At 61.9% G+C, this 14,461-nt stretch carries 14 protein-coding genes and 1 pseudogene; 7 read left to right on the forward strand and 8 right to left on the reverse strand.

What is annotated here, in order from left to right; all coding sequences use genetic code 11:
- Positions 1–79 precede the first annotated feature (79 nt).
- Positions 80–436 (reverse strand): DNA-binding protein, encoded by a 357-nt coding sequence (locus tag BB029_RS23160; protein WP_065940921.1) that lies wholly within the window; start codon positions 434–436, stop codon positions 80–82.
- A gap of 443 nt (positions 437–879) precedes the next feature.
- Here BB029_RS23160 and BB029_RS23165 point away from each other — a divergent pair, with 443 nt between their 5' ends.
- Positions 880–1,131 (forward strand): DUF6124 family protein, encoded by a 252-nt coding sequence (locus BB029_RS23165; RefSeq protein WP_065940922.1) that lies wholly within the window; start codon positions 880–882, stop codon positions 1,129–1,131.
- Between the two features lie 58 nt (positions 1,132–1,189).
- Here BB029_RS23165 and BB029_RS23170 read toward each other — a convergent pair whose 3' ends face one another.
- The 4 genes from BB029_RS23170 to BB029_RS23185 form a co-directional block, all read right to left on the reverse strand.
- Entirely contained in the window at positions 1,190–1,678 is a 489-nt protein-coding gene (locus BB029_RS23170; protein ID WP_065940923.1) for a PIN domain-containing protein, read from the reverse strand.
- Positions 1,675–1,953, reverse strand: a complete 279-nt coding sequence (locus BB029_RS23175; protein WP_065940924.1) for a hypothetical protein — start codon at positions 1,951–1,953, stop codon at positions 1,675–1,677. Before BB029_RS23175 ends, BB029_RS23170 begins: the two co-directional genes overlap by 4 nt.
- Positions 1,954–2,080: 127 nt before the next feature.
- Positions 2,081–2,806 carry a cobalt-precorrin-6A reductase gene (locus BB029_RS23180; protein WP_065940925.1) on the reverse strand — a complete coding sequence of 242 codons (726 nt, stop codon included), beginning with the start codon at positions 2,804–2,806 and terminating at the stop codon, positions 2,081–2,083.
- Complete coding sequence (locus BB029_RS23185; RefSeq protein WP_065940926.1) at positions 2,803–4,008, reverse strand: bifunctional cobalt-precorrin-7 (C(5))-methyltransferase/cobalt-precorrin-6B (C(15))-methyltransferase; 1,206 nt, start codon at positions 4,006–4,008, stop codon at positions 2,803–2,805. The genes BB029_RS23180 and BB029_RS23185 overlap by 4 nt, the downstream gene beginning before the upstream one ends.
- A 38-nt stretch (positions 4,009–4,046) precedes the next feature.
- Between BB029_RS23185 and cobG the strand changes: the two genes are divergently transcribed.
- The 5 genes from cobG (at position 4,047) to BB029_RS23210 (ending at position 9,401) form a co-directional block, all read left to right on the forward strand.
- A complete protein-coding gene (cobG, locus tag BB029_RS23190; protein WP_065940927.1) occupies positions 4,047–5,393 on the forward strand; it encodes a precorrin-3B synthase in 1,347 nt (448 codons plus the stop codon).
- On the forward strand, positions 5,386–6,012 hold the full coding sequence (locus tag BB029_RS23195) for a precorrin-8X methylmutase (RefSeq protein ID WP_065925569.1): 627 nt from the start codon (positions 5,386–5,388) through the stop codon (positions 6,010–6,012). Before cobG ends, BB029_RS23195 begins: the two co-directional genes overlap by 8 nt.
- A complete protein-coding gene (locus tag BB029_RS23200) occupies positions 6,009–6,743 on the forward strand; it encodes a precorrin-2 C(20)-methyltransferase (RefSeq protein ID WP_371856064.1) in 735 nt (244 codons plus the stop codon). The genes BB029_RS23195 and BB029_RS23200 overlap by 4 nt, the downstream gene beginning before the upstream one ends.
- A complete protein-coding gene (cobJ, locus tag BB029_RS23205; RefSeq protein ID WP_065940928.1) occupies positions 6,743–8,380 on the forward strand; it encodes a precorrin-3B C(17)-methyltransferase in 1,638 nt (545 codons plus the stop codon). The genes BB029_RS23200 and cobJ overlap by 1 nt, the downstream gene beginning before the upstream one ends.
- A gap of 238 nt (positions 8,381–8,618) precedes the next feature.
- Positions 8,619–9,401, forward strand: coding sequence for a hypothetical protein (locus BB029_RS23210; RefSeq protein ID WP_065940929.1), 783 nt, complete (start codon positions 8,619–8,621; stop codon positions 9,399–9,401).
- On the opposite strand, the gene BB029_RS23215 is transcribed toward BB029_RS23210, so the two are convergent.
- The 3 genes from BB029_RS23215 to purD form a co-directional block, all read right to left on the reverse strand.
- Entirely contained in the window at positions 9,398–9,994 is a 597-nt protein-coding gene (locus BB029_RS23215) for a MarC family protein (RefSeq protein WP_065940930.1), read from the reverse strand. The two genes, BB029_RS23210 and BB029_RS23215, sit on opposite strands and share 4 nt — an antisense overlap.
- 147 nt (positions 9,995–10,141) lie before the next feature.
- Positions 10,142–12,913, reverse strand: coding sequence for a hybrid sensor histidine kinase/response regulator (locus tag BB029_RS23220; protein WP_065940931.1), 2,772 nt, complete (start codon positions 12,911–12,913; stop codon positions 10,142–10,144).
- Positions 12,914–13,015: 102 nt separating this feature from the next.
- A complete protein-coding gene (gene purD, locus BB029_RS23225) occupies positions 13,016–14,308 on the reverse strand; it encodes a phosphoribosylamine--glycine ligase (protein WP_065940932.1) in 1,293 nt (430 codons plus the stop codon).
- Positions 14,309–14,366: 58 nt separating this feature from the next.
- On the opposite strand from purD, the pseudogene BB029_RS33895 reads away from it, so the two are divergent.
- A pseudogene (locus BB029_RS33895) lies at positions 14,367–14,456 on the forward strand (outer membrane lipoprotein carrier protein LolA); the annotation flags it as partial.
- Between the last annotated feature and the right edge of the window lie 5 nt (positions 14,457–14,461).

Raw genomic sequence — 14,461 nt, forward strand, 5'->3', positions numbered from 1 at the left:
GGGTTTGAGGATAGACGGGGAATCGAGAGGATGCCGATCTTCAAGTCGCCGCCCCTCCCACATTTTGGATTGTGTGTGGCTATTGCTTGGCGTTGAGCCTGCTAGTCGCGCGGGCAATGTCGGCTCGCGCCACCTTGATCAATGAGCCATCGCCTGGGTCTTCTTCGATACAGGCTTCAAGGAAAGCATCCATCTCTTCTTGTGTGTGAAGATGGTCAGCAGCGTCGAAAACTGTGAACGTCGTCTTTCTGTCAGATAGGTATTGGGCTTTTTCCAGCCATTGGTTTAATCGAGCTGCGACTTCGGGTTCATCCAATTTTAGTTCGTCGGCCTCAAGGCTTAGCGCGTGCGCGAACTCTGGGTTCGCGATTATGTGCTCGATAATTGTGCTTTCAGCAGGTCGAGTCAGGTGCTGCGTACGGGGTTTGTTAGTCATGTGAACCTCATGTTTACGCCGTAGGACAAAGCGTCGAGGATCATCGCCAAGGGTATGCGGTTCTAGGTAGTCAGCGGGTTCCGTTACGCATGTAGGTAAATTCTCCTTGATCCGCCGCGCAGCCCGAATATGAGGTCGTTCCACAGAAACTTCCGACAACTCTTTGAGGTTGCTGGTAGGAAACTCAATCTCTAGTCTTCGTACACCGCTGCAAATGCCGCGGACGGGCGTCGCGGCCCGACTTCCTAAGAGCAAAAGCGCTATCGTCTGCTTTCAGTTGATGCTTTTTTATCGTCTACTGTGCGGCGCTATGGCGGCTGTGCGCGGGATACCTTTGGGTATGCCGGGTTGCCTCGGGACCGGTCCGCGAACCTGCGTACAGCTGCCACCCTATCGCGTCGCGGCGAATCAGTGGCAGCTCCACATTCCTGAGGAGCTTCACAATGATCAAACCCACCCCCAATCCCCCCGTCCGGCTGTTCACCGTGGCCGATGGCATCAGCACCGAAGACCTGCTGGTCAACCTCAGCGAAACACTTGCCTCGGCCAACGCGCTGAGTTGCGACCTTGCCTTTAACCTGGAAGGCGCACCACGCGAGGAATTACTGGGCGTTGCGCAGTTGATCGAGCTGGCACAATTGCTCGCTGACAGGGTGCACGAAGGAGCAGGGCAGGCAACCGCCGCGAATAGTTAACAAGTTCGATGAGCGATCGTTCCTGCGCATATGTGTGGGAATGATCGTGTGGCAGGTCTTAGGCCTCCCAGCTGGCTTCCCGTATATGATTGAAGTTGACGACATCTACGCAGTGCTGATGAGCAAACCCAGCGACTCTGAGATCGTCAGTCAAAACCAGATAGTTATCTTTTGCTGCGGCAACAATGCCAACGTCGGTAAGGCCGTAGGGTGAAAGCTCATAATCGCGACTTATATCCAAGGCTGGATGATGGACCTCGATTATTGTTGATAGTGAGTTTTTTAACGTTGCATAAAAATCGCGCAGCTTGTTTCCATGAAGTCCATTTGTCAGGTTGCTGACTTCAGCGAGAATGTGAGGGGTTGAAACAAGTTTTTCGAACTGGTCAATCACTTTGAGCAAAAGTTGATAGTCTGCATCGCTGTAGCCGCGTGTTCTCTTGAACTCCACGATGCTGGACGTTCCTCCTATCAGTGCCAGAAGCAGCAAGTTAGTATCAACGATGATTCCTTTTCTTCGGTATTGCTTGATGTAGGCTTCGATCATACTTCGCGAATCTTCATGGAGCGGAACTCGCCAGTCTCCGAGTCGATGATGAATGTTTTGTATTTTCTTGCATGTATTTGTCCGGCTAAAGATGCGCCTAGCCTTTCATAGTTATTAGGGTTGGGGACATTGAAGCCCAGTGTTATTGCCCAGGTTTTATTGTCTGGGTCTAACTCTACTTCCTCAAGCATCAGGTCTTGTAGTGCTGTTTCTTGCCCGAGAAAGTCGTTTGCGACCGCCTTGGCGACTTGTACGGCTTCTTTAACTTCTATCATGTCAGCTCCTGAATACCGTTGGGCCTGGCTTGAACTGTTCCTGGAGTTTAGCACTTCGTGTTGTGGGTTCATCGCCGTCCCTTGAGGTAACAAATAGATTGGATAGAGGGTGGCGGATGATCCTGATCTATCGAATGAAATCTGCCAACGAATCGATTGTTTCTGCGGGCGACAAAAGCTCCCGATCCACCGCCGCCAACACCGGCCGCTTCAACACCAACATCGGCACCCCCCGTTCCCGCGCCACTTCCAATTTCGGCTCGGTGGCGGTGCTGCCACTGTTCTTGCTGATCAGCACATCAATCCCACGCCGTTCAAACAACGCGCGTTCATCTTCGATCAGAAACGGTCCGCGCGCGCCGATCACTTCACACCGCTCATTCCCCGGATACACATCCAGCGCGCGCAACGTCCAGAACTGCTCGGCGGGGATTTCGTCGAGATGCTGCAATGGCTCGCGACCCAAGGTGAACAGCGGACGCTTGAAGGGTTTCAAGGCGTCGATCAATTCAGCCCAGTCACTGACCTCTCGCCAGTCATCGCCGGCCTGCGGCTGCCACGCCGGGCGACGCAATGCCCAGCACGGTACACCACTCAACTGTGCAGCCTCGGCGGCATTGCGGCTGATCTGCGCCGCATACGGATGGGTCGCGTCGAGGATCAGGCTGATCCCTTCATCCTGAACAAACTGCGCCAAGCCTTCAGCGCCGCCATACCCGCCGACCCGCACCTGGCAGGTGAGATCGGTCGGCACACGCCCCACACCCGCCAGGCTGTAGATATGCTCCGGCCCCAAGGTGCGCGCGATAGCCAGCGCTTCGGTCACACCGCCCAGCAGCAGGATGCGTTTCATCGCGGCTTGACCACTTCCAGCAGGGTGATTGGAAGCGCCTGGCGCCACGTATCGAACTCACCCAGTGGCTGGGCCTGAGCGACGTGGATGCGCGTCAGTTCGCCGCCATGCTCCGCGCGCCAGTTCATCAAGGTCATTTCACTTTGCAGGGTGACGGCATTGGCCACCAAGCGACCGCCGGGGCGCAGGTGTTGCCAGCAGGTGTCGAGCACGCCGTCGCGGGTGACGCCGCCGCCGATGAAGATGGCGTCGGGAGCTGTAAGGCCGTGCAACGCTTCCGGGGCTTTGCCACGAATCAACTGCAAACCGGGCACGCCGAGGGCGTCGCGATTGTGTTCAATAAGGCCCTGGCGGCCTTCGTCTGCTTCAATTGCCAATGCTCGGCAGCTCGGATGGGCGCGCATCCATTCGATACCGATGGAGCCGCTGCCCGCACCCACGTCCCACAGCAGTTCGCCGGGCATCGGGGCGAGGCGGGCGAGGGTCATGGCGCGCACATCGCGTTTGGTCAGTTGTCCGTCGTGCTGGAAGGCGGAATCGGGCAAGCCAGCGAGGCGCGACAGACGTGGTGTGTCGCTGGAGGCCACGCAGTCGATGGCGACCAGGTTCAAATCGGCGACACAGGCGTGCTGCCAATCCTCAGCCAAACCGTCGATGCGCCGCTCATTCGCGCTGCCCAGGTGTTCAAATACTGTCAATCGGCTGGGCCCAAACCCGGATTCAGCCAACAACGAAGCAATCAACGCGGGACTGCCGCCGTCATTACTCAGTACCAATAAACGCACACCTGTGGCCAGATGCGCATTGATCGCCGCCACTGGCCGTGCCACTACGGACAGCGTCACCACCTCCTGCAACGGCCAGCCCAGCCGCGCCGCTGCCAACGACACCGACGACGGTGCCGGCAAAATCAGCAGTTCTTCAGCCGCCACCTGTCGTGCCAGGCTGGCCCCCACGCCATAAAACATCGGGTCACCACTGGCCAGCACGCACACAGGCTCGCCACGCCGCGCCAGTACCGGTTCCAGGGAGAACGGGCTCGGCCACACCTGGCGCTCACCGCGAATACACACCGGCAACAGGTCCAACTGGCGCTGACCACCTATAATCCGCGATGCGCGCAACAGGGCATGCCGGGCATTCCTGCCCAGCCCCTTGAAGCCGTCTTCACCGATGCCTACAACCGTCAGCCAGGGCGACATATCAATTCCTTGAGCGACATCCGACGGGCAGGCTTTTCATGCCGCCGGACAAAGCAGGCATAATACCGCGCCTTTACCCGTCAACCGGTAGCCCCGTGAACCCAACGCCCGCTGTGAATACCTTGCGCCCCTCGGCTTGTCCGGGGTTGCTGCGTATCGTCCAGGCGCTGGATGGCGGCATCTGCCGGATCAAACTGGCCGGTGGCTCGATCAGCGCCGCCCAGGCCCGCGCCGTGGCGGACGCGGCCCAGGCCTATGCGGGCGGGGTGATCGAGGCGACCAACCGCGCCAACCTGCAGATACGTGGGATCGGTGCCGAGCAAGACGCCTTGATCGCCATGCTGCTGGCCGCCGATCTGGGCCCGAGTACCGCTGCCGGCGATGACGTGCGCAACCTGATGCTCAGCCCCAGCGCCGGTATCGACCCGCAGATGCTGTTCGACGCCCGGCCGCTGGCCGAGCAGATCCTCGCTACCCTGCAAAACTGTCCGCGTTTCCATGAGCTGTCGGCCAAGTTCGCCGTGCAACTGGACGGCGGCGAGGCCCTGGCGATGCTCGAGCATCATCATGATCTGTGGCTGTCGGCGTTCGTACGCAATGGCGAGACGCTCCTTGCGTTCGGCCTGGCGGGTTGTCCAGGGCGGGATGCGCCGTTGGCCGCCGTGCCGTTGGCACAGGGTCATGGGTTGGTGGTGGCGGTGCTGGAGGCGTTTCTTGACCTCGCAACCCCGGAACAAACCCGCATGCGCCACCTGGCTGTGGATAAGTTGTTGAGCCGCCTCAGCCTGCCGCTGCTGCCGGCCGATGGCTTCAAACGCCCACCCGGCGGCGCTTTGCTGCACCTCGGGAGTTATCCACAGGCTCAAAGCAATCAATTCTACGTCGCGGCCATCGCACCCCTGGGGCGCCTGGATTCGACGATGCTCACAGGCGTGGCGCAGCTCGCCAGCGAATATGGCGACGGCACCTTGCGCTTCACTCCCTGGCAAGGTGTGTTACTGCCCAACGTCGAAAAACCTCACGCCGTGACCCAACGCCTGGCGCAACTGGGCTTCCTCTGCACCGTCGATCAACCCTTGGCCCGCGTGATCGCCTGCACCGGTTCCAGCGGTTGCGGCAAGGCCCTCGCCGACACCAAGGCCGACGCCGTGCACTTGGCCGCGCTGCATCCCGGCCATGACGTGCACCTGTCCGGCTGCCCACGTTCCTGCGCCGCCGCACATATCGCGCCGGTCACCTTGCTGGCGGTGAGCCCCGGCCACTACGACCTGTATTTTCGCGATGCAGCCCAACCCGGTTTCGGCCGGCTGCACGCACGCACCCTTTCCATTGAAGCGGCGGGCGCCTTGCTGCGCGCTCACCCACGGAGCAACACCGATGATTGATTACATCCGCGACGGTCAGGAGATCTATCGCAACTCCTTCGCCATTATTCGCGCGGAAGCCAAGTTGGAGCGTATCCCGGCCGACTTGGAGAAACTCGCGGTGCGGGTGATCCATGCCTGCGGCATGGTCGAGGCCATTGATGGCCTGCAGTTCTCCGAAGGTGCGGGTAAGGCCGGGCGCGATGCGCTGGCCGCTGGTGCGCCGATTCTGTGTGATGCGCGGATGGTCTCCGAAGGCGTGACCCGTGCGCGCCTGCCGGCCAACAACCCGGTGATCTGCACCCTGCGCGACGACAGCGTGCCGGAGTTGGCGCGGGAGCTGGGCAATACCCGTTCCGCTGCGGCCCTGGAGCTGTGGCGTCCGCACCTGGAAGGCAGCGTGGTGGTAATCGGCAACGCGCCGACGGCGTTGTTCTACCTGCTGGAAATGCTCGACGCGGGGGCACCGAAACCGGCGTTGATCCTCGGCTTCCCGGTCGGCTTTGTCGGCGCGGCCGAATCCAAGGCGATGTTGGCAGCGGACAGTCGCGGCGTACCGTTCGTGATCATGCAGGGCCGCCTGGGCGGCAGTGCCATGGCCGCCGCGGCGGTGAATGCGCTCGCCACGGAGGTCGAATGATGCCGGCACGCGGACGTTTGATCGGCCTGGGCGTCGGTCCCGGCGACCCGGAACTGATTACCCTCAAGGCCCTGCGCCTGCTGCGCGAATCGCCGGTGGTGGCCTATTTCGTGGCCAAGGGCAAGAAGGGTAACGCCTTCGGCATCATCGAAGACCACCTGGTGCCACAACAAACCCTGATGCCGCTGGTGTACCCGGTGACCACCGAAGCGCTGCCGGCGCCGTTGTCCTATGAACAAGTGATCAGCGACTTCTACGACACCGCCAGTGTCGAGGTGGCCGTGCACCTGGACGCCGGTCGCGACGTGGCGGTGATCTGTGAAGGCGACCCGTTCTTCTACGGCTCCTATATGTATTTGCATGACCGCTTGGCCGAGCGCTACGAAGCCCAGGTTATCCCCGGTGTGTGCTCGATGCTTGGCGGCGCCTCGGTGCTGGGCGCACCGTTGGTGTATCGCAACCAGAGCCTGTCGGTGTTGTCGGGCGTATTGCCCCACGAAGACCTCAAGCGCCGCCTGGCGGATGCTGACGCGGCGGTGATCATGAAGCTGGGGCGCAACTTCCCCAAGGTGCGCCAGGTACTCGAAGAACTTGGCCTGGCCGAGCGCGCACTGTATGTGGAGCGCGCGACCATGGCCAACCAGAAAATCGTGGCGCTGGACCAGGTGGAGCCGATGTCTTCGCCGTACTTCTCGCTGATCATCGTGCCGGGTGAACGGTGGCAAGGTTGATGAACCCGGCGATTGTCATTCTGGGCCAGGGCAGCCTGGCCACCGCGCGCAGGATCCAGCAGGTTTACCCTGGGGCACTGATCCACGGCCTGGCCGGGCGGGTTGAGGGGGTGGACCAGCCTTACGGCGAATTCGGCGCGACCCTGCGTCAGCTCTACCAGCAGGGCACGCCGCTGATCGCCCTGTGTGCGGCCGGCATCGTGATCCGCACCCTGGCGCCGCTGCTGCTGGAGAAAGGCGAAGAACCCGCCGTGCTGGCCGTGGCGGAAGACGGCAGCGCCGTGGTGCCGTTGCTCGGTGGCCTTGGCGGTGTGAACGTCATGGCGCGGGACATCGCGGCAGCACTGGGTGTCGCTGCGGCGATCACCACCAGTGGCGAGTTGCGTTTCGGCACGTGCCTGCTCAACCCGCCGGCGGGTTATGAGCTGGCGGACCTGGAACTGGGCAAGCGCTTCGTGTCCGACCTGCTGGCCGGCGAAAGCGTGCGTATCGAAGGTGCGGCGCCGTGGTTGGACCAGGCGAATTTGCCCCAGGACCAGCAGGCGCATCTAGCCATTCACGTGGGCAGTGCCGAGCGTGTGCCTGCCGCCAACGAGTTGCTGATCTATCCGAAGACGGTGTGCGTGACCTGCAAGCCGGGTGCGCAGTTGGACGAGCGTGTGCGCACGGCCTTGCACGAGGCGGGCATTGCCGTGCAATCCCTGGCGTGCCTGTTGGCCAGCGATACGCAGATGGCTGACCCGTCGTTGCACGAAGCCGCGTCGGCGTTGGGTGTGCCGCTGCGCTTTGGCGGCGTTACCCAGGCTGCCGATATTGTCATCGAGGTGGCTGACCAACCGCTGGACCTGGCCCAGGTCGGCCGCCGCCGTGGCCGCCTTGCCGTGATCGGCCTGGGCCCTGGCGCCGCCGAGCTGATGGTGCCGGCGGTCAAGGCCGAGCTGGCGCGCTGCACCGATGTGCTGGGCTATGAAACCTACGTGCGCATGGCCGGGCCGTTCCGTGACGATCAGGTACAGCATTGCACCGATAACCGCGAAGAGATGCAGCGCGCCCGCCACGCCTTCGAGCTGGCCGCCCAGGGGCGTTCGGTGGTGGTGGTGTCGTCCGGCGACCCGGGCGTCTTCGCCATGGCGGCGGCGGTGATCGAGGCGTTGCACGAGTCCGGCGATCCGGCGTGGCATCAGGTCGACCTGGAAATCCTGCCGGGGGTTTCGGCCTCCCTGGCCACCGCGGCCCAGGCCGGTGCGCCGTTGGGCCACGACTTTTGCGTGATGTCGCTGTCGGACAACCTCAAGCCCTGGTCGATCATCGAAAAGCGCCTGGACCTCGCGTCCCAGGCTGACCTGGCCCTGGCGTTCTACAACCCGATCTCGCGTTCGCGGCCTTGGCAGCTGGGGCGCGCCCTGGAAATCGTCGCGCAACACCGCACGCCTGAGACCCCGGTGGTGCTGGGTCGCGATATCGGCCGCCCCGGCCAGACCCTGCGCGTCACCACCCTCGGGCAACTCACGCCAGACCAGGTGGACATGCGCACCATGGTGCTGGTCGGCTCATCCACCACCTGCACTTTCCCACGTACAGGGGGAGGGGAATGGGTGTATACGCCGCGCTGGTACGGTGCAAAACCCGCCTCCTGAAAACGCCTGGGTGGCTGCACGAAAGCTCCGAATGACAATGGGTGATTGCCTATTGTCGCTCGGGGCTTTTTCTTTTTTTTGCCGCGAAAACCGGAAGGGCTCGAGGAGTGCCCCGTCATTGCTGGGCAGGGGTTTTTGCCGTGTGCCGGCAAGCGATGTTTGTGGCATGGAAGAGCCGCCGGTGGCTGGACTAGTGTGGACACAAGCCCCGAGTCGGGGTGTTTGTGGAGAACTGAAAATGGAGCGACATCACAGAAGGATCAACAACACAAAACGGCGCAAGTTGATTGCGCGCTACACATTGCCGAGGGCGCCAGGCGCGCAGCCCTCATTGCCGCCGCTCGACATGGAGGACGACAGCAACGCGGCGGTGGTCAACAACAGTGTGATTTCGTTTGCCGAGGGGCTGTCCGGGCTGAACCGGGAATACATCCGTAAAAGCTATCTGCTGGCCAGCAGCTACGTCAGCGATGTATTGAAGATCCATCGAGGTACCGAGGCCTGGTACGACGAATTTATCAAGGTGATGGTTGGTTTGGGCTGGCTGCCGGTGCGCAGTCGATTCGAGCGGGTTTCAAGCTCCGGCAAGGGCCTGACGGTGCAACTTGCGGCGCTGAATATCATCGCCAGCCTGTTGGCGTCGACGTCACTGACCGGGCCGTTGCTCACTGCGCTGCCCAAACTGGCCGCCGATGCGCTGGAGGCCCTGAAGCAGCAGCCGGCATCCTTCGAGCTGTTCAAGCGCAATAGCAGCGTGCACGAGGGCGGTGATTTTGGCCTGGCGTCATGCGCCGAAACGGACGGCGAATTGACGATGGTGCTGGTGACTTACAGTACCCATGGCGTGAGCAAGCAGGTTGGGCTGCCGTTTCTGGAATGGGACAGTACCCAGTTCGAGGCCTTCAGCGGACAAACCTGCCTGGTGCTGAATACCTCGGTGGTCAACGAAAAAACTATCCAACTGATGCGCGAGAGCGCGGGCGACAAGGTGCAGTCGGCGATTGCCAAATACCGGATCTAAGGCACCAGGTAGCCGCGCACCCCGGTAAAGATGATTTGCGCGGCGAGGGCACACACGAACAATCCCATCAACCGACTGACAATCTGCAAGCCCTGGTCACCGAGAATCCGTTCGATACGGTTGGACAGGTACAGCACCACACCGACCGTGAGGCTGGCCAGGGCGATGCTGAGAATGGCCGTGATCTTGTCATCCCAGTGCGGTTGGCTGACGCCCATGACCAACAGCGCACCGATGGTGCCGGGGCCGACCGTGAGGGGGATGGTCAGCGGCACGATGGTCACGTCCTGCTGCACATTGTCGGTCTGCACGGCCGACTTGCCTTGGGCCATGCCCAGGGCGGAGATAAACAGCACACTCCCGGCGCCGATGCAAAAGGCATCCACGGTGATGCCGAACACGCTGAAGATCACCCGGCCGAACAGGTAGAGCAACACGCTGGACACCAGGGTCGCCAGCGCTACTTTCCAGGCCAGGCGCCGCCGCTCTTTGCTCGAATAACCACGGGTCAGGCTGATAAAGCAGGACAGCACGAAGAACGGGCTGTAGAGCACCAGCATCTTCAGGTAAACGCTGAATAACACGTGGAGCATGGGGGTGGCTCGCGGGCGGGGAAAGTGTGGAGAGTCTATCAGGCGCTAGAGATCAAATGTGGGAGGGGGCTCGCCCTAATGCCAGTCAGTTACAGTGTTCGCTCTTGACTGAAGCAAGCCCCACCCACAGTGGAATTACATTTCAAGTCAGGACGGGGCGTGTTCAGGCCGTTGTTGACGCTGCGCCACCCAGAACTCCACCAGCTCACGCAATTGCGATAACTCCACCGGCTTGGCCATGTGCCCGTCCATCCCCGCCTGGCGTGCGCGTTCTTTGTGCTCCGAGAGGATATGCGCCGTGAGCGCTACCACGGGGGTGCGAATGCGCTGGTGGCTGACTTCCCACGCCCGCAGTTGCTGGGTGGCCGAGAAACCATCGAGAACCGGCATCTCGCAGTCCATCAACACCAGGTCATAACGCTGGGCCTTCATCGCCTCGAGGGCTTCCTCACCGTTGCTGGCGGTATCCGGGTTGAGGTTGAGCTTGCCGAGCATGCCGCGAATCACTTTGGTGGAGATGCTGTTGTCTTCGGCCACCAGGATCCTGAAATCGCTGGGCACGGTCACCGTCGCCGGGACGCTGAGGGGCGGACGGGGCTGCACGCCACCTTTGCTGCGTTGGGTCAACTCGTCGGCCAGGGTGGTCTTGAGGGTATAACCGGCAACCGGCTTGGCGAGGATGCGCTTGATACCGCAATTACGCGCGATGATCTTGCTCGGTGCATTGCTGATGCCGGTGAGCATGATCAGCAGGATGTCGTGGTTCAGGCTCGGGTCTTCCTTGATCTTCGCCGCCAGTTGCATGCCGGTCATGCCGGGCATGTTCTGGTCCAATAGCACCACATCGAAGTAGTCGCGCAGGTGCGCCTTGGTGCGCAGCAACGCCAGGGCCTCTTTGCCGGAAGGCACGGCGCTGACATTCAGGCCCCAGGCCGAGCATTGCTGCACCAGCACTTTGCGGCACGTATCGTTGTCGTCCACCACCAGCACCCGCGCGCCTTTGAGCGGGCCGTCGAGGTCGGAGGTGGGGTGTTCCAGGCGTTCCGGGTCCAGCGGCAGGGTCAGCCATAGCGTGCTGCCCTGATGGCTGCCGCTCTTGATGCCGAATTCACCGTTCATCAACAGGATCAACTGGCGCGCGATCACCAGGCCCAGGTGGCCGCTCAAGCGGGTGGCCGAGAGGAAGTTCTTGCTGTGCAGTTCGCTGTGCAGCAGGGCCTCACGTTCAGCGGCTTCCATTGGCAGGCCGCTGTCCTGCACGGCAATGCGCAGGCGCGGCTTGGTGCTGCGGTCATCCAGGGCGACGACGATCAGCACTTCGCCTTCGTCGGTTTTGTGCAGGGCGTTTTCCAGCAGGCTCAGCAGCGCCTGGCGCAGGCGGGTCGGATCGCCGCTGATGACGCGGGGCACCTGGGGCTGGATGAAGCTGATCAACTCGACGTTCTGCTGCTCGGCCTTGGCGCGGAAGATGCTCAGGCAGTCTTCGATCAGCGCATTGAGGTCGAATTGCACGTCATCCAGCTCGATCTGCCCGGATTCGAGCTTGGAGATGTCGAGGATCTCGTTGATCAAGGTCAGCAGCTCGTTGCCGGCGCTGTGGATGGTTTGCACGTAGTCGCGCTGCTTCACCGACAGTGGCGTGCCCAGCAGCAGTTCGGTCATGCCCAGCACGCCGTTCATGGGGGTGCGGATTTCGTGGCTGATCTTGGCCAGGAATTCGGCCTTGGCGGCGATCTCGGCATTGCTGGCGGCCAGGTCGCGGCTGAGGCTGAAGCGGGCCTCGACAATCGCACGCTGGCGCTCGCCCAGGGCCAGGCTCATCAACAGGCCGCTCAGGCAGATGAAGGCCAGCAATGTGACGATCAAACCCTGGGGCGACACCATCGTCAGCCCCAGCAAGGCCGGGAGAATGATCAGCGTACCGATGTTGAACACCACCATGCCCGCCACGAACAAGCGCGCCGGGCGGTAGCCTTTCTGCCAGTGATACGCCGAGACAAACAGCATGCTCAGGCCCGCCAGGGCCACCAGCGCGTAGGTGATGATGTTCAGCGGCAGGGTACTGACGAACAACAGCAGCAGGCCGCACAGCACGATAAATAGGATGTCGGCCATCAATAGCTTGTTCAGCGGGTGCGGACCCAGGGGCATGAAGAAGCGATAGGCATACATCAGCCCGCACGGCGCAGTCAGCAGCAGGGCCAGGTAGGCGCCGGGGGTCTGGACCGCGTGCCAGTTCGGCAGCCATGGGCCTACCAGGTTGAGCAGCAGCGCCAGGCTGAGCATCAATAGCAGTTCGCAGGCCGCCAGCCACAGGCTGCTGCGCGAGCGGTGGTAAGCGAAGCGCGTGAGGTTGTGCAGGATCAGCATCAGCAGGCAGCCGAACAGCAGGCCGTAGATCAATGTCTGGGTCTGGTCGGCGGCGGCCAGCACGGCTGACTCCAGGGTGATATAGGGGCGCAGTTCGTGCTCTGAAACCAGGCGCAGGTAGACGTCGAGGGTCTTTTGGCTCTGGGGCATCGGCAGCATGAAGTCGTTGCTGGGCAGCGGACGTTCCGCCTGGGGCTGGCGGTTACCGCTGCTTTGTTGCTCGATCAGGGTGTCGCCGTCCAGCACATAGAGGCTCAGGTGTGCCAGGTCCGGGGCGAATACCCGCAGCACCTGCTCGTGCTTGCCAGGTTGCAGCTTGAAACGTACCCACAACGCACCGTCCGGTTCCGCGGCGGTAATGCGGTCCAGTTCGATGGGGCTGAATTGATTGGTGTAGCGCGAGGAGCGGATGTCGCTCAGCTGCAGGTCGGCCTGTTCATCAAGCAATACTGCCCAGCCACTGCCTTGCGCGGCGGCCTGGGCCGGGAACAGGCAGAGCAGCGTCAGCAGACTGACAGTGAAACCTATGGCGATCCTGAGCCAGCGCACGGCGAAATCCCTTCGTAGGTTGATGCACGGTTAACTATGCGCGGGGAGGCCTGTATACGGCAAGGGCCAGAAGCCCTTGCCTAACCGAACGGATAGCTCGCGTTACTGGCTTTCGCCACGTTCACGGGCAATGGCGCGGTAGCCGATGTCCGTGCGGTAGAAGCAGCCTTTCCAGTCGATTTTTGCAGCCAGCTTGTACGCCTGTTGCTGTGCGGCGTCGACGCTGGCACCCATGGCGGTGGCGCACAGCACACGGCCGCCGGCGGTCACCACCTTGCCGTCCTTGAGCGCGGTGCCCGCATGGAACACCTTGCCTTCCAGGGTAGCAGCCGCGTCCAGGCCTTCAATCACATCGCCCTTGGCGTAGTCGGCCGGGTAACCACCGGCGGCCAGCACAATGCCTACGCTCGGACGTGGATCCCACTGCGCTTCAACCTTGTCCAGGGCCTGGGCGAGGGCGGCTTCCACCAGCAGCACCAGGCTCGATTGCAGGCGCAGCATCACCGGTTGGGTTTCCGGGTCGCCGAAGCGGCAGTTGAACTCGATGACTTTCGGGTTACCGGCTTTGTCGATCATCAGGCCGGCGTAGAGGAAACCGGTGTACACATTGCCTTCGTCGGCCATGCCGCGCACGGTCGGCCAGATCACCAGGTCCATCACGCGCTGGTGCACGTCGGCGGTCACCACCGGGGCAGGGGAGTAGGCACCCATGCCGCCGGTGTTCGGGCCAGTGTCGGCGTCGCCGACGCGTTTGTGGTCCTGGCTGGTGGCCATCGGCAGCACGTTCTTGCCGTCGACCATCACGATAAAGCTGGCTTCTTCGCCGTCGAGGAATTCTTCGATGACCACACGCGAACCGGCGTCACCAAAGGCGTTACCGGCGAGCATGTCACGCACGGCGTCTTCGGCTTCCTGCAGGGTCATGGCGACGATCACGCCTTTACCGGCGGCCAGGCCGTCGGCCTTGATCACGATCGGCGCACCTTTTTCACGCAGGTAGGCCAGGGCCGGCTCGATCTCGGTGAAGTTCTGGTAGTCGGCGGTCGGGATCTTGTGGCGCGCCAGGAAATCCTTGGTGAAGGCTTTCGAGCCTTCCAGTTGGGCCGCGCCAGCGGTTGGGCCGAAGCAATCCAGGCCGCGGCTGCGGAACAGGTCTACGACACCGGCAACCAATGGCACTTCCGGACCGACGATGGTCAGGGAGACGTTTTTCTCGGCGAAGTCGGCCAGTTGCTCAAGGGCCAGTACGTCGATGGCGACGTTTTCGCACTTGGCTTCGATGGCGGTACCGGCGTTGCCGGGGGCGACGAAGACTTTCTGGACCCGTGGGTCCTGGGCAACTTTCCAGGCCAGGGCGTGTTCACGGCCACCGCTGCCAATGATCAAAACATTCATTTCAAAAACCTCTGTGAAACGCTGTGCTTTCTGTAGGAGCGAGGGGGACGCCTAGTTCTTGCTCGCGAAGATCGTCAACGATAACGGGGGGCATCTGACTCCCCGTGGCGTTCTCGGTTTTTTCGCGAGCAAGCTCGCTCCTACAGTAGGAAA

Source organism: Pseudomonas sp. S3E12, assembly GCF_001702295.1.
Taxonomy (GTDB): Bacteria; Pseudomonadota; Gammaproteobacteria; order Pseudomonadales; family Pseudomonadaceae; genus Aquipseudomonas; species Aquipseudomonas marginalis.